The 20,075-nt window shown below is 61.2% G+C and carries 18 protein-coding genes; 10 read left to right on the top strand and 8 right to left on the bottom strand.

The annotated features are described in order from the left end of the window. Positions 1 to 25 precede the first annotated feature (25 nt). A complete protein-coding gene (locus HK439_RS23270) occupies positions 26 to 1,528 on the bottom strand; it encodes a leucyl aminopeptidase (protein ID WP_190293885.1) in 1,503 nt (500 codons plus the stop codon). A gap of 248 nt (positions 1,529 to 1,776) precedes the next feature. Between HK439_RS23270 and lptF the strand changes: the two genes are divergently transcribed. The 6 genes from lptF to rsmA all read left to right on the top strand — a co-directional run bounded on the left by lptF (position 1,777) and on the right by rsmA (position 9,474). Then, positions 1,777 to 2,961 (top strand): LPS export ABC transporter permease LptF, encoded by a 1,185-nt coding sequence (gene lptF, locus HK439_RS23265; RefSeq protein WP_190293884.1) that lies wholly within the window; start codon positions 1,777 to 1,779, stop codon positions 2,959 to 2,961. Positions 2,962 to 2,964: 3 nt separating this feature from the next. After that, the gene (lptG, locus tag HK439_RS23260; protein ID WP_190293883.1) at positions 2,965 to 4,059 is read left to right on the top strand and encodes an LPS export ABC transporter permease LptG; all 1,095 of its coding nucleotides are present in this window, start codon (positions 2,965 to 2,967) and stop codon (positions 4,057 to 4,059) included. Between the two features lie 7 nt (positions 4,060 to 4,066). Then, a complete protein-coding gene (locus HK439_RS23255; protein ID WP_209012026.1) occupies positions 4,067 to 6,451 on the top strand; it encodes an LPS-assembly protein LptD in 2,385 nt (794 codons plus the stop codon). Between the two features lie 212 nt (positions 6,452 to 6,663). Beyond that, positions 6,664 to 7,584 carry a SurA N-terminal domain-containing protein gene (locus HK439_RS23250; protein WP_209012025.1) on the top strand — a complete coding sequence of 307 codons (921 nt, stop codon included), beginning with the start codon at positions 6,664 to 6,666 and terminating at the stop codon, positions 7,582 to 7,584. A gap of 7 nt (positions 7,585 to 7,591) precedes the next feature. Beyond that, positions 7,592 to 8,611 carry a 4-hydroxythreonine-4-phosphate dehydrogenase PdxA gene (gene pdxA / locus HK439_RS23245; RefSeq protein ID WP_190293882.1) on the top strand — a complete coding sequence of 340 codons (1,020 nt, stop codon included), beginning with the start codon at positions 7,592 to 7,594 and terminating at the stop codon, positions 8,609 to 8,611. Continuing rightward, positions 8,611 to 9,474: a 16S rRNA (adenine(1518)-N(6)/adenine(1519)-N(6))-dimethyltransferase RsmA gene (rsmA, locus tag HK439_RS23240; RefSeq protein WP_190293881.1), complete on the top strand. Its 864-nt coding sequence runs from the start codon at positions 8,611 to 8,613 to the stop codon at positions 9,472 to 9,474. Before pdxA ends, rsmA begins: the two co-directional genes overlap by 1 nt. A 3-nt stretch (positions 9,475 to 9,477) precedes the next feature. On the opposite strand, the gene gmk is transcribed toward rsmA, so the two are convergent. From gmk to fabD, 7 genes are all read right to left on the bottom strand, one after another. Continuing rightward, positions 9,478 to 10,173, bottom strand: a complete 696-nt coding sequence (gene gmk / locus HK439_RS23235) for a guanylate kinase (RefSeq protein WP_190293880.1) — start codon at positions 10,171 to 10,173, stop codon at positions 9,478 to 9,480. A 4-nt stretch (positions 10,174 to 10,177) separates the two neighbouring features. Beyond that, positions 10,178 to 11,071, bottom strand: coding sequence for a YicC/YloC family endoribonuclease (locus HK439_RS23230; RefSeq protein WP_190293879.1), 894 nt, complete (start codon positions 11,069 to 11,071; stop codon positions 10,178 to 10,180). Between the two features lie 70 nt (positions 11,072 to 11,141). Further along, positions 11,142 to 12,302, bottom strand: coding sequence for an endolytic transglycosylase MltG (gene mltG, locus HK439_RS23225; protein WP_190293878.1), 1,161 nt, complete (start codon positions 12,300 to 12,302; stop codon positions 11,142 to 11,144). Between the two features lie 140 nt (positions 12,303 to 12,442). Further along, positions 12,443 to 13,708, bottom strand: a complete 1,266-nt coding sequence (gene fabF / locus HK439_RS23220) for a beta-ketoacyl-ACP synthase II (protein WP_190293877.1) — start codon at positions 13,706 to 13,708, stop codon at positions 12,443 to 12,445. A gap of 75 nt (positions 13,709 to 13,783) precedes the next feature. After that, positions 13,784 to 14,020, bottom strand: coding sequence for an acyl carrier protein (locus HK439_RS23215; RefSeq protein WP_013653143.1), 237 nt, complete (start codon positions 14,018 to 14,020; stop codon positions 13,784 to 13,786). Positions 14,021 to 14,266: 246 nt separating this feature from the next. After that, on the bottom strand, positions 14,267 to 15,004 hold the full coding sequence (fabG, locus tag HK439_RS23210; RefSeq protein WP_190293876.1) for a 3-oxoacyl-[acyl-carrier-protein] reductase: 738 nt from the start codon (positions 15,002 to 15,004) through the stop codon (positions 14,267 to 14,269). A gap of 55 nt (positions 15,005 to 15,059) precedes the next feature. After that, positions 15,060 to 16,004: an ACP S-malonyltransferase gene (gene fabD / locus HK439_RS23205; RefSeq protein WP_190293875.1), complete on the bottom strand. Its 945-nt coding sequence runs from the start codon at positions 16,002 to 16,004 to the stop codon at positions 15,060 to 15,062. A 473-nt stretch (positions 16,005 to 16,477) separates the two neighbouring features. On the opposite strand from fabD, the gene rpsF reads away from it, so the two are divergent. The 4 genes from rpsF to HK439_RS23185 all read left to right on the top strand — a co-directional run bounded on the left by rpsF (position 16,478) and on the right by HK439_RS23185 (position 19,777). Then, positions 16,478 to 16,939, top strand: a complete 462-nt coding sequence (rpsF, locus tag HK439_RS23200; protein WP_190293874.1) for a 30S ribosomal protein S6 — start codon at positions 16,478 to 16,480, stop codon at positions 16,937 to 16,939. A 6-nt stretch (positions 16,940 to 16,945) separates the two neighbouring features. Continuing rightward, positions 16,946 to 17,194 carry a 30S ribosomal protein S18 gene (gene rpsR / locus HK439_RS23195; RefSeq protein WP_145340733.1) on the top strand — a complete coding sequence of 83 codons (249 nt, stop codon included), beginning with the start codon at positions 16,946 to 16,948 and terminating at the stop codon, positions 17,192 to 17,194. Between the two features lie 126 nt (positions 17,195 to 17,320). After that, the gene (gene rplI / locus HK439_RS23190; RefSeq protein WP_190293873.1) at positions 17,321 to 17,926 is read left to right on the top strand and encodes a 50S ribosomal protein L9; all 606 of its coding nucleotides are present in this window, start codon (positions 17,321 to 17,323) and stop codon (positions 17,924 to 17,926) included. Positions 17,927 to 18,295: 369 nt separating this feature from the next. After that, on the top strand, positions 18,296 to 19,777 hold the full coding sequence (locus tag HK439_RS23185) for a replicative DNA helicase (protein ID WP_190293872.1): 1,482 nt from the start codon (positions 18,296 to 18,298) through the stop codon (positions 19,775 to 19,777). Positions 19,778 to 20,075 lie beyond the last annotated feature (298 nt).

Here is a 20,075-nt window from a genome sequence, read left to right as displayed (position 1 = left end):
GCGGGTTTTTGCGTTTCCAGGTCGCTTATTTCTCGTAGAAGGACGACACCAGCCGATCAAGCAGGCGCACGCCGTAGCCGGACGCCCAGCCCTGGTTGATCTCGTTTTTCGGTGAACCGAAAGCCGTGCCGGCGATGTCCAGGTGGGCCCAGGGCTTGTCATTGGCAAAACGCTGCAGGAACTGGGCCGCCGTGATCGATCCGGCCCACCGGCCGCCGGTGTTTTTCACATCCGCGTTGGGCGTATCGATCAGCTTGTCGTAGTCGGGGCTCAGGGGCATGCGCCAGACCGCTTCCCCGGTCTCTCCCGCCGCCGACTTCAGCTTGTCCGCAAGGTCATCATTGTTGGAATAAAGGCCGGCGTTGTGGTTGCCGAGCGCGACGATGACGGCTCCGGTGAGCGTCGCCAGATCGATCATGAAAGCCGGTTTGAACCGGTCCTGCGTGTACCACATGGCATCGGCCAGAACGAGCCGGCCTTCCGCGTCGGTGTTGAGGATCTCGATGGTGGTTCCCGACATGGCCTTGACGATGTCGCCCGGGCGCTGCGCATTGCCGTCCGGCATGTTTTCCACCAGACCGATCACGCCGACCACGTTCGCCTTGGCCTTCCTGGCGGCCAGCGCATGCATCAGGCCGGTGACGGCAGCCGCGCCGCCCATGTCGCCCTTCATCTCTTCCATGCCGGCCGCAGGCTTGATGGAAATGCCGCCGGTATCGAAAACGACGCCCTTGCCGACGAAGGCAAGCGGCGCGTCATTCTTCTTGCCGCCGTTCCAGCGCATGATGACCAGGCGCGGCGGCCGGGTCGCTCCCTGGGACACGCCCAGGAGGGCGGCCATCTTCAGCTTCTTCATTTCCTTCTCGCCGAGGATCTCGATCTCGACGCCGAGCTTCTTCAGCGCTGCAGCCTTGTCGGCGAACTCCACCGGTCCAAGCGCGTTCGGCGGTTCATTGACGAGGTCGCGGGCAAGATAGACCCCGTCGGCAATGCCGTCGGCGGCCGCCCATGCCTTTTTCACCGGCCGGGGGTCGGGAACGGCGATCTGCAGCTTCAGCGAAGACGGTCCGCTGTCGTCGTCCGCCTTCTTGGTCTTGTAGGTGTCGAACTTGTAGGCGCGCAGCTTCGCCCCCATGGCGAAGGCAGCAAGCGCCTCGGCGGAGAGATCCCCCTCGCCGGCGATCTCCGCCAGAACCGTGGCGTCGGCCGCCTTCGCACTGTCCAGGGCGCCCATGACCGTTCCGCCGAGTTTCAGCCAGTCCTGCTCGCCGAGCTCTTCCGGCTTGCCGAGACCGACCACAATCAGACGGTCTACAGCGAGGCCAGCAGGGGCGATCAGGTCGAGCGTGGAGGATTTCTTGCCGGTGAATTTGGCGACGGCGGCCGCGCGCTCCAATCCGCCGGTCATATTTTTGAGGAATTCTGCCGTCATCGCTCCCAGGCCGAGACCCTCGGCGGCGAAAGCAACAGCGACACCGCTCTTGGGCGCGGCCGGTTTGATAAAGGATATTTTTGTTTGTTTGGTCATATGCCTATTCCGGTCAGGATCCTGAGTTCCGCTTGTCCGGAGCAAATTTCCCCGGTCCGCACGAATTGCGCGAATGATGGCGCGCGGCTTCCCGCTCGACAAGCGGTGTGAAAAATTATTCTTCGTTAACCATTCTTGTTTGTGGGCTGTTCACCAAAAATCGTGTTATTCGATAGGTCGATGATGGTTAAGGTCGCGCCTCCTCCGCCGCGCCTGCCGTCACATGGAAGGACACACACCGTAAGCGTATGAAAATTCTTGAAAAATATATCATACGGCGTGCCTTCTATGCCTTTGCCATGACCCTTATCGCCATGACCGGCGTCGTCTGGGCCACCCAGGCCCTCAGACAGCTGGACCTGGTGACGTCGAAGGGGCAGACCATCGTCCAGTTCATTTCGATCACGATGCTGGCGATGCCGTTCCTGATCGTGATCGTGGCGCCGTTCGCCCTGATGATTGCGCTGATCATGGTTCTGAACGCCCTTTCTGGTGACAGCGAACTGATCGTCATTGACGCCACCGGCGGTTCGCGTTTTCTCGTGCTGAAGCCCGTGCTGATTTTCGCCGCGGCCATCATGGCACTGGTCGCGTTCAACTCGCTCTACCTGTCCCCGATGGGGCTTGCGAAGCTGCGCAGCGAAATCACCCGGGTGCGCGCCGACCTCGTTGCCAATATCGTCAAGCCCGGGCGCTTCATCACCGTGGAAGACGGTCTTACCTTCCATATCCGGAACCGGTCGGGCAACGGCACCCTTGACGGATTGCTGTTACATGACACGCGCGATCCGGATACGGCCTTTACCTATCAGGCCGACACGGGCGAGATCATCGAAGCCGCCGACCGGACGCTGCTCGTCATGCGCAACGGCACGATCCAGCGCCGTCCGAAGAACAAGGGCGACATTTCGATCGTGCGCTTCGAATCCTACGCGTTCGATCTGTCCAATCTCATTCCGGAGGCGTCTCAGCCGGTCTACAAGGCAAGCGAACGCTCCACCGCGAACCTGCTGTCGCCGGCGCGCAACGATGCCTATGCGCTGCAGAACCCGGAAAAGCTGCGCACGGAACTCTATGACCGGTTCAGCCAGCCTCTCTACAGCCTGGCCTTCGGCGTGATCGTGTTCGCCTTCCTCGGCAAGGCTCGGACGACCCGGCAGAGCCGCAGCGTTTCCGTCCTCGGCGCGATTTGCGCCTGCGTCGGCCTGCGAACGGCCGGGTTCGGCGTGACCTCTGCCGCCGAAGGCAACGCAAGTATTCTGCTCCTGCTTTTCATTGTCCCCTTGGGAGGGATCGCCATTTCGCTCTGGTCGATTTTCAGGGAACAGGCCGGGCCTGCACCGAAATGGCTGGCGCAACGCACGGAACAGCTGTCAGCCTTCATCGAGCGCGTCGCGGAACGGCTCAGCGGCCGCATGGGGGGAGTTTCCTGACCCATGCTTCTCGGCCGCACACTCGCCCTTTATTTTTCCGGGCGCTTCCTGAAAGCCATTCTCGGCCTGTTCCTGCTGGCGGCGGTGCTCATCTTCCTGTTCGACGTTCTGGAACTGGTCCGCCGGGGCGCCGACCGGGAAGGGTTTTCCGTCCTGCGGGTGAGCCTGATTTCCCTGTTGCGCGTGCCCCTGCTCCTGGAACAGGTCATCCCCTTTGCGGTCCTGTTCGGTTCGATCGCCGCCTTTGTCAGCCTGAGCCGGGCGCTCGAACTGGTCGTGACCCGGGCATCGGGCATATCCGTCTGGCAGTTTTCCATGCCGGCACTCGTCGTCGGCATCGGCATCGGTGTGTTTTCCATCACCGTCTACAACCCGGCGGCCGTGTGGCTGCAGCAGAAATCGGATGAGGTTGCGACCGGCCTGTTCGGCACGGAGCAGAATTTCCTGATGCAGACCACCAATCAGGTCTGGATCCGGCAGGACGGACTGGACGGCGAATCCGTGATTCTGGCCAAACAGCTTCTCAATGGCGGCACCCGGCTGTTGGGGGTGACCATCTTCGCCTTCGACCATCAGGGAACCTTCCAGGAACGCATCGAAGCCGATGAAGCGGACCTCGGCAAGCAGATCTGGCACCTGAAGAACGCGACCGTCTACACAACCGAGCGCGACCCCCAGCAATATGCCACCTTCCAGATCAGCACCTTCCTGAGCGCCACCCAGGTGCGCGAGAGCATCGGCTCTCCCGAATCGATCTCCTTCTGGCACCTGCCTCAGTTCATCGACCTGGCGCGAAACGCCGGTTTGCCTGCCTATCGATATGCCCTGCAATATCAAACTCTTCTCGCCCGTCCCCTACTTTTGGCGGCCATGATTCTCATTGCTGCGGCGGTTTCTTTACGTGTTTCGCGATTTGGCGGACTGGGCGGGCTGATTCTGGGTGGAATCATTGCCGGCTTCGTGCTTTACGTTCTATCGGAGCTTTCGAAGGACTTCGGCGGAGCGGGAATCGTGCCGCCGATCGTTGCTGCGTGGGCACCCGGTATATTTGGAGTACTCATGGGACTGACGATCCTGTTGCATCAGGAAGACGGATGAAGCGCGCGTGACCGGTTCTTCATCCTTCCTGAAAACAGACGAGCGGGGCATCGTGCGCGGAATGAATTCCGCTGCGCGCGGCGTGCTGTTCACTGTTTTTGCAGCTGTATCTTGCGCCAGCCTGACCCTGCCGGCCCTCGCGCAGCAAAGCCTGGAATCGGCGCTGCAGTCGCAGGTCAATCCCAATGCGGAAATGCTCCTGGAATCGGACCAGATCACCTACGACTTCGACCGCGACGTGATTGTCGCCTCCGGTGGCGTCCAGATCTTTTACGACGGCTACACCGTCGAAGCCCACCAGATCATTTTCGACCGGCGCAATTCCCAGCTGAAAGCCCGCGGCGACGTCGTCATGACCGAACCGACCGGAAATGTGGTGAGAACGAACGAACTCACCCTGTCGGAAGACTTCGCCAACGGCTTCGCGAACGCCCTGCAGCTCGACACGCCGCAACGGACGCGGTTCATCGCGGACAAGGCCACGCGATCGGACGGCAATGTCACGACGTTCGAAAACGGTCTCTATACGGTCTATACCCGGCCGACCAATCCGCCCAACAAACCGCCGCTTTGGCGGATCCGGGCCGCGAAGATCATCCACGACCAGAAAGAGCGCGTCATCTACTATGAAAACGCCTCGCTGGAATTCTTCGGCGCGCCGGTGGCGTATATGCCCTACCTGTCGATGCCCGATCCGACGGTCAAGCGCAAAAGCGGTTTCCTGATCCCCACGGGGGTGGCGAACGACCGTATCGGCTTCGGCGCCTCGGTCCCCTACTACTGGGCCCTCAATCCGCACTACGACCTGACAACGACATTGACGCCGCTGACCAAGCAGGGGGTCGTGAGTGACGTCAAATTCCGCCACCAGCTGGCCAACGGCGCCTATACGTTTTCGGCAGCCGGTCTGTTCCAGGGCCGGCCGGGCGAGTTTTCCGGCTCCAGCGGCGACCGGCGCTGGCGCGGCGCGATCAACACCACCGGACATTTCAACCTGAGCGAAAACTGGAAGGCCGGCTGGGACCTGATCTACAAGAGCGACCGCGCCTTCCTGAAAGACTATTCCTTCGTCAGCTTCAATGACGACGATGAAACGTCCGAGGTCTATCTGAGCGGCAACACGCTCAGGAACGGGTTCAGCGTCAAGGGATACGCGTTCTCGATCTATCAGGAAGACTATACCAACCCGACCTATGATGCGCCCGGCTTCTCTCCGGTCGGGCAATCGCTGCAGGACAAACAGCCGTTCGTGGCTCCGGTCGTCGACTACAACTATGTCTTCGACGATCCGATCGGCGGCGGCGAACTGTCCTTCAACAGCAACTTCACGTCCCTGACCCGGGCCAAGACGGATGCGTTCCGGGCAAGCGGCGTCGACCGGTTCCGCGGCGTTGACGGAACGTTCTCGCGGATGAGCATGCAGACCAACTGGCGCAGGACCTTCATCGATCCGATCGGCCAGTCGTTCACGCCATTCGCCTATGTGCGGGGCGACCTGTTCTTCAACGCTTCCGCCGACCCGAACGTGAACGCGCTCACCGGCGATGCCGTGGTCGGCCGGGCCATGCCCGCGGCCGGTCTGGAATACCGCTATCCGTTCATCGCCACGTTCCAGGGCGGCAACCAGATCCTCGAGCCGGTGGCTCAGGTGATCGTGCGCCCGGACGAACAGCGCATCGGCGAGCTGCCGAACGAGGATGCGCAGAGCATCGTGTTCGACGCCACGACCCTGTTCGAGTGGGACAAGTTTTCCGGATTTGACCGCACCGAGGGTGGCTCGCGCCTGAATCTTGGCCTGAACTACAAGCTGCAGCTGGACAGCGGCTACTACATGAGCGCCTTGTTCGGCCGCTCCTACCAGCTCGGCGGCAAGAACTCCTATGCGATGCCGGATATTCTGGGCGCCACGCTCGATTCCGGCCTGGCCTCCAGCCAGTCGGACTACGTCAGCAGCCTGTATCTGCATACCAACCACGGTGTGCGTGTCGGTGCGCAGGCGCGCCTGGACGAAAACAATTTCGCGTTCCGCCGCCTCCAGGCCCAGGCGACGGCGCGCTACGGCCCGCTTTCGTCCTCGCTGGCCTATGCCTATCTCACCGCACAGCCGAACCTCGGCATTCCGGATCCGCGCGAAGAAGTCCTGAGTTCGGCAAGCCTTCGCCTGGAGGACAACTGGCGGGTGTTCGGCCTGTTGCGCTACGATCTTGAAAATTCCGATGTCGTCCAGGATGGCGTCGGGGCCGGCTACGATGACGAAGGTTTCTCCCTGTCGCTTTCCTATGCGGAAGACCGCAGCCGCAACGATGGCGACAAGGTGAACCGGACGTTCTATATGCGCATCGGCCTGAGAACGATCGGCAACACCCAGATCTCGAGCGGTCTGGCTGACTAGGTGATGGCCCTATAAAACCTGCCGATAACGGCGCTTTATATGGTGCGTGAGATCATCACGGGCCACTTTAAGGCCACAACTAACGGGTTTACTTAGCAAACACCTTTAAAAACCGGGCGGTTTATGCAAACTCTGGGCGCAAGGGAGAATGGCCTCTCGGCAGCTCGCAAACGGATAAACAAGACAAAGCCCTCGGCCTGGACAGGATTTCAATGCGCATTCCCGCTTTCTCACTCTGCTTGCTGATGATCGGCCTGATCATGGGTCAGGGGCCTGCGATGGCTCAGAACGAGATCAAGGTCATCGTGAACGACCAGCCCATCACCACGTATGACATCAATCAACGCGCACGGCTGGTCCAGCTCACGCAGCGCAAGCCCGTTTCGGTCGCCCGCAGCATGGCGGAACAGGAACTGATCGAAGATGTCCTCAAACTGGGTGAGGCAAAACGTGTCGGTATCGTTCCGAGCAGCAGGGAAGTCGACGGCGCCTACTCCTCCATCGCCGGGAACATGAAGATGTCCGGGGCGCAACTGTCCGCAGCACTGCGCAAGAACGGCGTCAATCCGGACACGCTCAAGGACAGGCTCAAGGCGCAGATCGCCTGGCAGAAAGTGGTCGGCTCCCGGTTTCGCAGTCAGATAAAGATCGATGAATCCGAAGTGGTCGCCGCCTTGAAGAAATCGGACATCAAGGACAAGAACACCTCGGTCGAATACGACCTGAAACAGATCATCGTGGTCGTACCGAAAAAGGCTTCGTCTTCGCTCAAGGCAAAGCGGCAGCGGGAAAGCGCGCAGATCCGAAAGGAGTTCACCGGGTGCGATACGGCAGGCACTCTCCTCGGCCAGTTCAATGAAGTCGTTCTGAAGCCTGTCGGGCGCCGCCTTGAAACCGAATTGCCGGCAGACCTGAAAGACGACATCACCAGCACGGAAGTCGGGCGCCTCACGAAGCCGAAACAGACCGACCGCGGCTTTGAGATGGTCGCGGTTTGCGGCAAGCGCGAGATGAATTCCGACCTTGCAGCGCGGACCGAAGTGGAAAACCAGCTGCGCGAGAAAGAAGGCGCACAGCTCATGCGCAGGTATCTGCAGGAACTGAAACTTCGCGCAACGATCGTCCAGCGGTAAACAGGGCATGGTTTCGCATAAGGCGCCTCTGGCGGTCACTTGCGGCGAGCCCGCCGGTATCGGTCCCGACATCACCCTCCTGGCCTGGTGCGCCCGCAAGGAGCTCGGTCTGCCGGCCTTCTATGTCCGGGCCGATCCGGGCTTCCTGGCCCGCCGCGCCAAAAGGCTCGGTCTGGATGTCCCGGTTCAGGCGGTCGAGCCGGAAGAGGCTTCCGGCTATTTCGGCAAGTGCCTGCCCGTCGTGCCGACCGGACAGGCGCTCGACGATTGCCCGGGCATGGAAAAGCGGGAAACGGCGGAAAACGTGATCGCCTCCATCCGCGAGAGCGTCGCGGATATCAAAAACGGCCGGGCTGCAGGCATTGTCACCAATCCCATCAACAAGTCCGCCCTCTACGGTGCCGGTTTCCGTTTTCCCGGACATACCGAATATCTCGGCCACCTGGCAGAAGAGATGTGGTCTGAAGGCCCCTGCAAGCCGGTGATGATGATCGCCGGGCCGGAACTCATGGTGGTGCCGGTGACCATCCACATCGCCCTGAAAGAAGTTCCCGCCGCATTGACGGAAGAGCTCATCGTCGAGACGGCCCGGATCACGGCCAGGGACCTGGTCGGGCGGTTCGGTTTCGAAAAGCCCCGGCTTGCCCTTTGCGGGCTCAATCCGCATGCGGGCGAAGGCGGCGCCATGGGCACCGAGGAACAGACCGTCATCGAGCCTGCCATTGCCGCGCTCCGGGCCGAGGGTATCGACGCAACCGGTCCGCATCCCGCCGATACGCTGTTTCACCCGGAGGCCCGCAAGGCCTACGACTGCGTGCTTGGCATGTATCACGACCAGGTTCTCGTTCCCGCCAAGACCATCGGCTTCGACGACTCCGTCAACGTGACGCTCGGCCTGCCGTTTGTCAGGACGTCACCCGACCACGGGACCGCCTATCCCCTCGCCGGCACGGGAACGGCGCGTGCCGACAGTTTAGCGGCCGCCGTCAGAATGGCTGCGGTGCTGGCCAATCCCGGAAGCGTCTGATGGGTCAGATCGACGACCTGCCCCCCTTGCGTGAGGTCATCTCCACGCACGGGCTCGATGCCCGCAAGTCGCTCGGCCAGAACTTTCTCCTGGACCTCAATCTCACGTCCCGCATTGCCCGTGCGGCCGCGCCGCTGGACGATGTCACCGTGCTTGAAATCGGCCCGGGCCCGGGCGGGCTGACCCGCGCCCTGCTCGCCAGCGGCGCAAAACGGGTTGTCGCCGTCGAGAAGGACCGGCGCTGCCTGCCGGCCCTTGCGGAAATCTCCGACCACTATCCCGGCCGTCTTCAGGTCATCGAAGGCGATGCGCTTGCGCTCGACCCGGTTGAGATCACCGGCGGCGGGCCGGTCAAGATCGTCGCCAACCTTCCCTATAACGTCGGCACCCAGCTTCTGCTCAACTGGATCACGACGCCCGACTGGCCGCCGTTCTGGACGTCGCTGACCTTGATGTTCCAGAAGGAAGTCGGCGCGCGTATCGTCGCCGAACCGGGTTCGAAAGCCTATGGACGGCTGGGCGTGCTTGCTGGATGGCGCACCTCCGCGCGGATGCTGTTCGACATCAGTCCGAAAGCCTTCACGCCGCCGCCCAAGGTGACTTCGGCGGTCGTTCAGCTGGTGCCGCGCGAGGCTCCCGAGCCGTGTTCCTTAGGCATGCTGGAGAAAGTCACGGCGGCCGCCTTCGGCCAGCGCCGGAAAATGCTGCGCGCCAGCCTGAAGTCCCTCGCCTCGCCGGCCGATGCACTGATCGAGGCGGCCGGGCTCAAGCCGACGGCCCGGGCCGAGGAAATCGACGTTTCGGGCTTCGTCCGCCTTGCGAATGTGTTTGAGGCACAGCTGAAGCGCGGCGCTTCAAAGTAGCCCTCAGGCGCCGCCCTTCAGTGCGTCTTCGAGGTCCTGCACCATTCCGTCGATCAGCGGACCGATCGCCGGCGAGCGTTTCTGTTTCAGCCGTTCCGCCCGCAGGATCGCCCGAACGTTGCCCAAGGCCCGCTCCAGATCGTCATTGACGACGACGTAATCGTATTCCGACCAGTGCTTCATCTCGCCCACGGCCGTTTCCAGCCGCTTCAGGATGACGTCTTCGGTATCCTCGGCCCGGCGGTGCAGGCGGGATTTCATTTCGGCGATGGATGGCGGCAGGATGAACACCGACACCACGTCCTCGCGCATCTTCTCGTAAAGCTGGAAGGTGCCCTGGATATCGATGTCGAACAGGATATCCCGTCCGTTTTGAATCGCCTCTTCGACCGGACCGCGCGGCGTTGCATAATAGTTGCCGTGCACCTCGGCCCATTCCAGCAACTCGTCGTGCTCCTTCATCTTCTCGAACTGTTTCGGCTCGAGAAAATTGTAATGAACGCCATGGACCTCGCTGCTGCGGCGCGGCCTCGTGGTCACCGAGATCGACAGTTCCAGATTGTCTTCCTGCTCCAGAAGCAGCCGGGCGATGGTCGACTTGCCGGCGCCGGAGGGTGACGACAGCACCAGCATCAGACCGCGGCGCTCCTGGTCCGCCTTGTCGGCACTCACGATCGTACCGGGATTGGTTTCAGACATCCGCCTACTCCAGATTCTGGATCTGCTCGCGCATCTGGTCGATCACCGACTTCAGATCGAGCCCGATAGATGTGAGTTCGACATCATTGGACTTGGAGCACAATGTATTCGTCTCTCGGTTAAATTCCTGTGCAAGGAAGTCGAGGCGGCGGCCGATCGCGCCTCCCGTTGCCAGCAGCTCCCGGACGGCCTTCACGTGCGCCTGCAGACGGTCCAGTTCCTCGCGGATGTCCGCCTTGGTCGCCAGGATTGCCGCCTCCTGGTGAAGACGTTGCGGGTCGAGCAGTCCGTTCGAGGCATCCAGCAGTTCCGCCACCTGCGCTTCAAGACGCTGGCGGATCGCCTCGGGCTGACGGGCAGGATGGGCCTCGGCCCGGCCGGTCAGGTCCGCGATCCTGTCGATGTGACCGGTCACGACCTGGCAGATCTCCTTGCCTTCCGTATGACGCATGTCGACAAGATCCAGGAGAGCGGCGTCCAGAGTGGTCAGCAGGCTGCTGTGAAGCGCTTCACGGGTTTCCTCGTCGTCCTCAGGCTCCTTGAGCTCGAAGACGCCCTTCTGCCCCAGAATGCCGTCCAGGCTCGGCGGCGGCACATCGGGCAAACGGGCCTTCAGAAGGTCGATTGCCGCCAGAACCGCATCGAGCGCATTCTGATTGATCGAGAGAACCGCTTCGCCCTGATCGCGCTGCATGGACAGGCCGGCAGTGACATTGCCGCGGCGAAGCAGCTTGCCGCACCGCTCCCTGACCTTCGGCTCCAGAATTTCCAGGCCGGCCGGCATGCGGATCCGGACATCCAGGTTCTTGCCGTTGACCGACCTGAGTTCCCATGTCCAGCGGACATTGCCGGATTCGCCCTGGATGCGGGCAAAGCCCGTCATGCTGGCAAGTGTCATTGCGGTCTCCGATCGCCTGTACCGGCCTGACCAGTATCGGAAACCGGCCCTGCCCCCAACTCAATTCCCGTCAGTTCGCCTGCGTCGGCTGTTCGGCTGCCGGTTGCTCGGCAGCCGGTTGCTCGGCGGCTTCCTGCTCCCGCTTCCGCTTCTCGCGTTCCACCTTGCGCCATTTGGCGACATTCGCCTGATGTTGCTCATAGGTTTCGGAGAACACGTGCCCGCCATTGCCGTCGGCAACGAAAAAGAGTTCGTTGGTGCGGGACGGATTGGCGACGGCCTCCATGGAGGCGCGGCCCGGATTGCCGATCGGCCCCGGCGGCAAGCCGGCGATCTGATAGGTGTTGTATTTGTTGTCGGCCGTTTTCTCCGACTGCTTGATGGCGGAACGGTCCTTCAGCCAGGCCTCACCGCCATAAAGGCCGTAAAGGATGGTCGGGTCGGATTCCAGCCGCATGTTCCGGTTCAGGCGGTTGACGAACACACCGGCCACCCGGGGCCGTTCATCGGCCTTCGCGGTTTCCTTTTCCACGATGGAGGCCAGGATCACCAGTTCTTCCGGCGTCTTGACCGGCAGCCCGTCGGCCCGGCGGTCCCAGATTTCGGCAAGCAGCTTCGTCTGCGCCTTCTTCATCTGGTTCAGGAGTTCCGGGCGGGTCGTGCCGCGGGTAAACGTATAGGTCTCCGGCAGCAGCGCGCCTTCTTCCGGCACGTCGGTGATTTCGCCGGTGAGAACCTTGTTTTCCTTCAGGCGTTCGAGAACCTGCGCCGTCGACCAGCCTTCGGGAATGGTCACGGCATGGGTGACCGCGTTGCCTTCGACCAGATCGGTCATGACGTCATGCATGCTGACGCCGGCGGTAAAGGCATATTCGCCCGCCTTCAGATTGGTCGCGTTCTTGTAAAAGCGTACACCGAGATTGAAAACGAGCTGATCGATCCAGTCGTCGTTGATGACGTTCTTCGCAGCCAGGCGGTCGATGATACCGGAAAGGCCTGCTCCGGAGGCGATGATCACCGTCTCGTCCGTTTTCAAGGGACCGGCTGCCTCAAAGGCCTGCTTGCCGAAATACAGGGCTGCACCGAAAGCCACGACGCCCATGAAGGCGAAGAAAATGATCATATTGATCAGAATTACGATGGGATTGCGCACATGGCGCGAGCGCGGCGGGGGTGCCGGCGCCGGCTCCGGCTGGATTGCTTCGCGCGGGCTTCTCGGTTTTATGCCCATATGGATCGAACCTCCTGATACAAGCAGTCGCAGCTACAAGCCGCAGCAGCCTCCGGCAACGCACATTTTACGGAACGGCCGGAGCAGTCTCGTTGCCGCGGGGCGATTGTCCCGCGACAATGAGGCAATAGTCGGCCCGCTTACGCAGCAAGTTTCCGGAAGACGAGCGAAGCATTGGTGCCACCGAACCCGAAGGAGTTGGACAATGCAACGTTGATATCCATCTTCTTGGCGGTGTTCGCCACAAGGTCGATTTCGGTTTCGACCGACGGATTTTCAAGATTGATGGTCGGCGGTGCAATGCCGTCGTGAATCGCCAGAACGGAGAAGATCGCCTCGATCGCGCCCGCAGCACCGAGCAGGTGGCCAGTAGAGGACTTCGTCGAGGACATGGTCAGGCGGTTGGCTGCGTTGCCCGCAAGCCGGGTGATCGCCCCCAGTTCGATCTCGTCGCCCATGGGCGTCGACGTCCCGTGCGCATTCACATAGTCGACGTCGGAGGCCGAAATGCCCGCACGGCGCAGGGCCGCATCCATGCAGCGGTAGGCTCCGTCGCCGTCAGATGACGGCGCGGTGATGTGATAGGCATCGCCGGACATGCCGTAACCGATGACCTCGGCGTAGATCCGGGCACCGCGGCGCACCGCGTGTTCATACTCTTCCAGGACAACCACACCGGCGCCTTCGCCCATGACGAAACCGTCCCGGTCGCGGTCATAGGGACGGGAAGCCTTTTCCGGGGCATCGTTGAAGCCGGTCGAAAGGGCGCGGCAGGCGGCGAAACCGGCCAGCGCCAGCCGGCAGATCGGCGATTCCGTGCCGCCGGCGACCATGACGTCCGCATCGCCGAAGGCGATCAGGCGGGACGCATCGCCAATGGCGTGTGCGCCTGTGGAACATGCCGTCACGACTGCCGAATTCGGGCCTTTGAGGCCATGGCGGATGGAGACGTACCCGCCGGCAAGATTGATCAGGCGGCCGGGAATGAAGAACGGGCTGATCCGGCGCGGCCCCTTGTCGGCAAGGGTGTGCGCTGCCTGTTCGATCCCCTGCAGACCGCCGATACCGGATCCGATCAGGACGCCGGCACGAATCTGGTCTTCGTAGGTTTCGGCCTTCCAGCCGCTGTCGGCCATGGCCTGGTCGGCCGCGGCCATCGCATAGACGATGAAGTCATCGACCTTGCGCTGTTCCTTGACGTCCATCCAGTCGTCCGGATTGAACGCCCCTTCTTCCGAAGGATCACGCGGGATCTGGCAAGCGATCTGGCAAGCCAGATCGTCGACCGCAAAATTGGTCACCTTCCTGGCACCGCTTTTGCCCTCGATGATTTTTTTCCAGGACACATCGACACCTCCGCCAAGCGGAGACACCATGCCCAGACCTGTAACGACAACTCGCCTCATGCAACCCGCGCTTTTTTCGGGCAGACATCGGCCGCGGCCATGTCTGCCCGTTCATTTCTTTAGGTTCGGAGCGCCTTAGCCGGCGTTCTTTTCCAGGAACTTCACTGCGTCGCCGACCGTCAGGATCGTTTCGGCTGCATCGTCCGGAATTTCAACACCGAACTCTTCTTCAAAAGCCATGACGAGTTCAACGGTGTCGAGGCTATCGGCCCCCAGATCGTCGATGAAGCTTGCGCCTTCCACAACCTTGTCGGCGTCAACGCCGAGGTGTTCGACAACGATCTTTTTAACCCGATCCGCGATATCGCTCATTTCTCACTTCCTTGATTTTCAGTCTGTTTATTCTTCGCGGCCTGCCGAAAACTTGAAACTCAAGATCTTTCCGGCGCGACATCGCGGTGCTGAATACGTCCTGCCCAAGGTCTGGCGGAATACACCAATTCTCAAGCTTGGGAACAATCGGCGGCTAGGTAACACACTTTATTGACCTTGACCAGCCAGTCGAGACCGCCCGGAAGCGGTCCCATTTCATTTTGTCCGCTTTCGCGAATTCACCTTTTAAATCATGGCCATGCCGCCATTCACATGCAGGGTCTGCCCCGTGACATAGGCGGCTTCGGTGCTGGCAAGGTAAACGGCGGCGGCCGCGATTTCGTCCGCAGTGCCCAGACGCCCGGCCGGTACACTCGTTAAAATCGAATCTTTCTGCTTGTCATTGAGAACATCCGTCATGGCCGTTTCAATGAAGCCCGGAGCAATCGCATTCACCGTGATATTGCGGCTGGCGACTTCCCGCGCAAGCGATTTGTACATGCCGATCATGCCGGCTTTCGCGGCCGCATAGTTGGTCTGACCCGGGTTGCCGGTTACACCGACCACGGAGGTGATACCGATGATACGGCCGTAGCGCCGCTTCATCATGCCCTTGATGGCGGCCCGGCACAGGTGGAAACCGGAAGTCAGGTTCACTTCCAGCACTTGATCCCATTCCTCATCCTTCATGCGCATGAAGATGTTGTCGCGCGTGATGCCTGCGTTGTTGACGAGAATGTCAACGGAACCCATGGCCTCTTCGGCTGCCGGCAGGAGGGCCGCCACGGCGGCACGGTCGGACAGGTTCGCAGGCGTGACATGGGCCCGCTCGCCCAGGTCCGCGGCAAGCGCTTCCAGCTTTTCCGCACGGGTGCCGGACAGGGCCACGGTCGCTCCCTGGGAATGAAGCGCCCGGGCGATCGCCTCGCCAATCCCGCCGGTCGCGCCGGTAACCAGAGCCGTTTTCCCCTCAAGGGTGAACATGATGGCTTCCTTCCTCAGTCTCTGTTCATTCAGCGGCCAATGCCGGATCCGGCTGTCAGCCGTTGAGCGTTTCGATCAGCGCATCGATGTCCGCCGGCGTGTTCACCGCGATGCCGTTGGCGTCGCGTGCAATCCGCCTGACCATACCCGTAAGCACCTTGCCGGTCCCGACTTCGACGAAAGTTTCCGCGCCTTGTTCCACGAGCCAGCTGATGGACTCGCGCCAACGTACGGTACCCGTCACCTGTTCGACGAGACGCTGGCGGATTTCGGCCGGATCGGAAATTGCGCTGGCCAGCACATTGGCGACCAGCGGAACGGCCGGGGTGCGGACATCGGCATCCGCGAGCGCCGCAGCCATGGCGATGCCGGCCGGCGCCATCAAGGCGCAATGGAACGGTGCGCTGACCGGCAGCAGGACGGAGCGGCGGGCGCCCTTGGTCTTGGCAATCTCGATCGCCCGTTCAACAGCGGCCAGGTGGCCGGAAACCACGACCTGGCCAGGCGCGTTGTCATTCGCAGCCTGGCACACCTGCCCCTGGGCAGCCTCTTCGGCCACTTCGTGAGCCACGGCGAAATCGAGGCCGAGCAGAGCGGCCATGGCCCCAACGCCAACGGGAACCGCGGTCTGCATGGCATTTCCACGCGCACGCAGCAGCCGTGCCGCCGTTCCGATATCCAGGCTGCCTGCTGCGGCAAGGGCGGAATATTCGCCGAGCGAATGGCCGGCAACATAGCTGACGCTCTTTTGAAGATTAAGTCCCTTGGCCTCAAGCACCCTCATCGTGGCAAGGCTCACCGCCATCAGGGCGGGCTGGGCATTGGCGGTCAGCGTCAGTTCGTCTTCAGGGCCTTCCCACATGATCGCGGACAGCTTCTGCCCGAGCGCGTCATCCACCTCTTCGAATACGGCCCGCGCTTCCGGAAAGGTATCGGCAAGCTCCTTGCCCATACCGACTGCCTGGCTGCCCTGACCTGGAAAAGTGAATGCGATGCTCATTTCGGAACGCCTTTTGCCGTCTTCTTCCTGATTATTGCTCAACGCCGTCCATACAGGTATCGGCCCTCCCGAGCCGCGCGCGTTGGCGGGAGCCTATGGTACGGACTTGCCGCCGGTGTCAAGACCTGGAAGGCGAAACCGGTCGGAATCCGGTTCAAACCTGCCATGCGCTGCCGGATTAAAACGGCCCCTCCTCCGGACGAAGGTCATTTATGCATTATAACAGGCCGTCGCGGGACATTTCTCGCAAGGAAGCAGAGTTCCTGCTTGCTTTTGGACAAAAAACGGCTATACAGCGCCCTTCATCCGGGAACTTGGCCGGGGGCTGAACGGAAGGGCGCATGTCGCCAGGGTTCTTAAAACAACCCGTCTTCCCGTGTCTCCGCTCTCGTTTTAGAATTCTCGTACCTTTCCGGGGTCACGAGGAGGCTTCGCGCCAGTTCCCGCTGTGTAAACTGGAAAGGCGACTTCAAATGCCTCTTTATGAGCATGTGTTCCTGGCACGCCAGGACGTTTCGGCCCAGCAGGTCGAACAACTTGTCGAGCAGTTCAAGGGTCTGATCGAAACCGGCGGCGGTTCCGTCGGCAAGATCGAAAACTGGGGCCTGCGTTCCCTCGCATACCGCATCAAGAAAAACCGCAAGGCGCATTACACGCTGATGAACATCGACGCTCCGCATGCCGCGGTTGCCGAAATGGAACGTCAGATGGGCCTGAACGAAGACGTTCTGCGCTTCATGACCTTCAAGGTCGATGAGCTGGACGACGAGCCGTCTGCAATGATGCAGAAGCGCGACCGTGACGACCGCCGTGGCGGCGATCGTGGTGATCGCGGTGGCCGTGGCGACCGTTTCGGCGGTGGCGATCGCGGTGGACGTGGTGGTGATCGTGGTGGCGATCGGGGCGAACGCGCTCCTCGCCGTGAAGCGGAGTAAGAGATCATGGTTGATATTGCACAGCTTCCGAGCCGCCGTCCGTTCTTCCGTCGCCGGAAGACCTGCCCGTTCTCCGGTGCCAACGCTCCGAAGATCGACTACAAGGACATCCGTCTGCTGCAGCGGTACATTTCCGAACGCGGCAAGATCGTTCCGAGCCGTATCACCGCCGTTTCTGCGAAGAAGCAGCGTGAACTGGCCCGTGCCATCAAGCGCGCACGCCTTCTCGGCCTGCTGCCGTTTGTGATCAGCTAAGCTCGCTTGACGAGCTCTTCGGCCCGGATCCGTCCGGGCCGCCCGAACTGGGGCCGCGGGACGCAAATGTGATCGGCCTCTAACCGCCAGCCGGAACGCGCCGGCGGGACAGTCAGGAGCAATTCCATGCAAGTCATTCTTCTTGAGCGTATCGCCAAGCTCGGCCAGATGGGCGACACCGTCCGCGTGCGCGACGGCTATGCCCGTAACTTCCTTCTGCCTCAGGGCAAGGCTCTGCGCGCCAACAAGGCCAACATGCAGCGCTTCGAAAACGAACGCGCCCAGCTCGAAGCCCGTAACCTGGAGCGTCGCCAGGAAGCTGAAGCGGTTGCCGCAAAGCTCGACGGCGAATCCATGATCATGATCCGGTCCGCCGGCGAAACCGGTCAGCTCTACGGCTCCGTTTCCACCCGCGACATTGCCGACGGTCTGACCGCGGCAGGCTTCACCGTTGCCCGCGGCCAGGTCGAACTGCGCACTCCGATCAAGACGATCGGCCTGCACAACGTCCTGATCCAGCTGCACCCGGAAGTCGAAGTCGGCGTCACCGTGAACGTTGCCCGCTCCGAGGACGAAGCCGTCCGCCAGGCCGCTGGTGAAGACCTGACCGCGCCTGAACAGGACATCTTCGAATTCGAGGAAGACGAAGAAGAAGGTGAAGGCGAAGGCGAAATCGCCGAGGGCGGCGAAGCCGCAGCCACCGAAGAAGCAGCGGCCGAAGAAGAAGCCTGAGCGGCCTTTTTCGACAGCTTTGAAGATTGAGGAAGCGGCGCTTGAAAAAGCGCCGCTTTCTTTTTGGCCGAATGGCCGATCCGTTGCCTTGCAACAGGATATTTGCGGCGCAGCATGTTGCGAATTACCGGTATGAACGCACTCATGCGCATGCGGTTTTCGTTTAACCTGATAATTTTTACAATAAAAACAAAGTGCTCACTTTGCGCGGCTGCAAGAGTCTTTTTTAAGCCGTTCCGTCAAGGTCCAAGGGCGGATATCCCCGTTGATTTTGAGCCTGATCACATAATGGGAAATGCCCGTTTTGAATCCTTGAAGCCGTGCCGCAATTACCTGTAGACCCAGTGTGCAAGGTCATCGGGGGACATCATGAAAGGCACATTGCAATCGGTCGAAACGGAAGCCGCTGCACAACGCATGGCACCGCATAATGCGGAGGCCGAGCGACAATTGCTGGGTGCCATCCTGGTCAATAACGAAACCTACTACCGGGTTTCGGATTTCCTGGAGCCGTATCACTTCTTCGTCCCGCCGCATCAGGACATCTATGAGAAGATCGGCCAGTTGATCCGCGCGGGCAAGACCGCCTCGCCGATCACGCTCAAGACCTTTTTTCCCGCCGAAGCCAAGATCGCGGACCTGTCGGCGACCCAGTTTCTGCTGCGCCTTGCCGCCGATGCGGCCTCCATCATCAATGCGGAAGACTACGGCCGCACGATCTACGACCTGGCCCTGCGCCGGAACCTGATCCGGATCGGCGAGGACATGGTCAACATCGCCTTCGACGCACCGATCGACGTGCCCCCGTCCCAGCAGATCGACGATGCGGAACGGCGCCTGTTCGAACTTGCGGAAACCGGGCGCAATGAAGGCGGCTTCGTCAGCTTTTCCGACGCGCTGACCGAAACCATCGAAATGGCCCACGCGGCCTATAACCGGGAAGGCGCGCTTTCCGGCATTTCGACCGGCCTGATCGATCTGGACCGGCTGATGGGCGGATTGCAGCCCTCGGACCTGATCGTTCTGGCCGGTCGGCCTGCCATGGGTAAGACGTCGCTTGCCACGAACATCGCCTATAATATCGCACAGGCCTATCAGGCGGAGGAACAGCCCGACGGCTCACTGAAGACGGTCAACGGCGGGGTCGTCGGTTTTTTCTCGCTGGAAATGTCGGCCGAACAGCTCGCCACCCGTATCATTTCCGAGCAGACGGAAATTTCCTCCTCGAAAATCCGGCGCGGCGACATCTCCGAAGCCGATTTCGAGAAACTCGCGGCCGCTGCCCAGCACATGCAGACGGTCCCGCTTCATGTCGACCAGACCGGTGGCATTTCGATCGCCTCGCTCGTCGCCCGCGCCCGCCGGCTGAAACGGCAGCGCGGCCTCGACATGATCGTGGTCGACTATATCCAGCTGCTCACCGGTTCCCAGAAGAGCGCCGGCAACCGCGTTCAGGAAATCACCGAGATCACCACGGGCCTTAAGGCGCTCGCCAAGGAGCTGAACGTGCCGATCATCGCCCTGTCACAGCTTTCCCGTCAGGTGGAATCGCGCGACGACAAGCGGCCGCAGCTCTCCGACCTTCGCGAATCCGGCTCCATCGAGCAGGACGCGGACGTGGTCATGTTCGTTTACCGCGACGAATACTACCTGTCGAAGACCGAGCCGGAGGAAGGCTCGCCGGAACACGAGGTCTGGCGGGACAAGCTGGAGCGGGTGAAGGGCAAGGCGGAAGTCATCATCGCCAAGCAGCGCCATGGTCCGACCGGGACCGCGAACCTGCACTTCCAGGGCGAGTTCACCCGCTTCTCGGATCTGGCCGAGGACGAGTACCTGCCGGAACGCCACTAGTGGCGCGAATTTGACATTTGAACCCTGCTTGCGGCCAAGCTCATGCTTCAAATGTCAAATTCAAAAGCTCCACTAGAATCATATATTTATTTAGTGGCTCTTATGATTCTGACATTTGCTCCAGCGCCTGCAGCAAAGGGGTTGCAAATGTCAGAACCGAGACACTATTAGAACGCTTTCCGGCGCTTGTGTACTATATTGACCGGATCGCACGCCAACGCGTGCGATTCGCCCTTTTTGAACAAAGACCCAGGTCGTCTTCTTGCCGCAGCAGGACATCCCCCTCCCAGTTCCCCAC

The organism is Roseibium aggregatum (genome assembly GCF_014692675.1).
Taxonomy (GTDB): domain Bacteria; phylum Pseudomonadota; class Alphaproteobacteria; order Rhizobiales; family Stappiaceae; genus Roseibium; species Roseibium aggregatum_C.
Note: the sequence above shows the minus strand (reverse complement) of the source record. Positions and strands in the feature narration are given on the sequence as shown.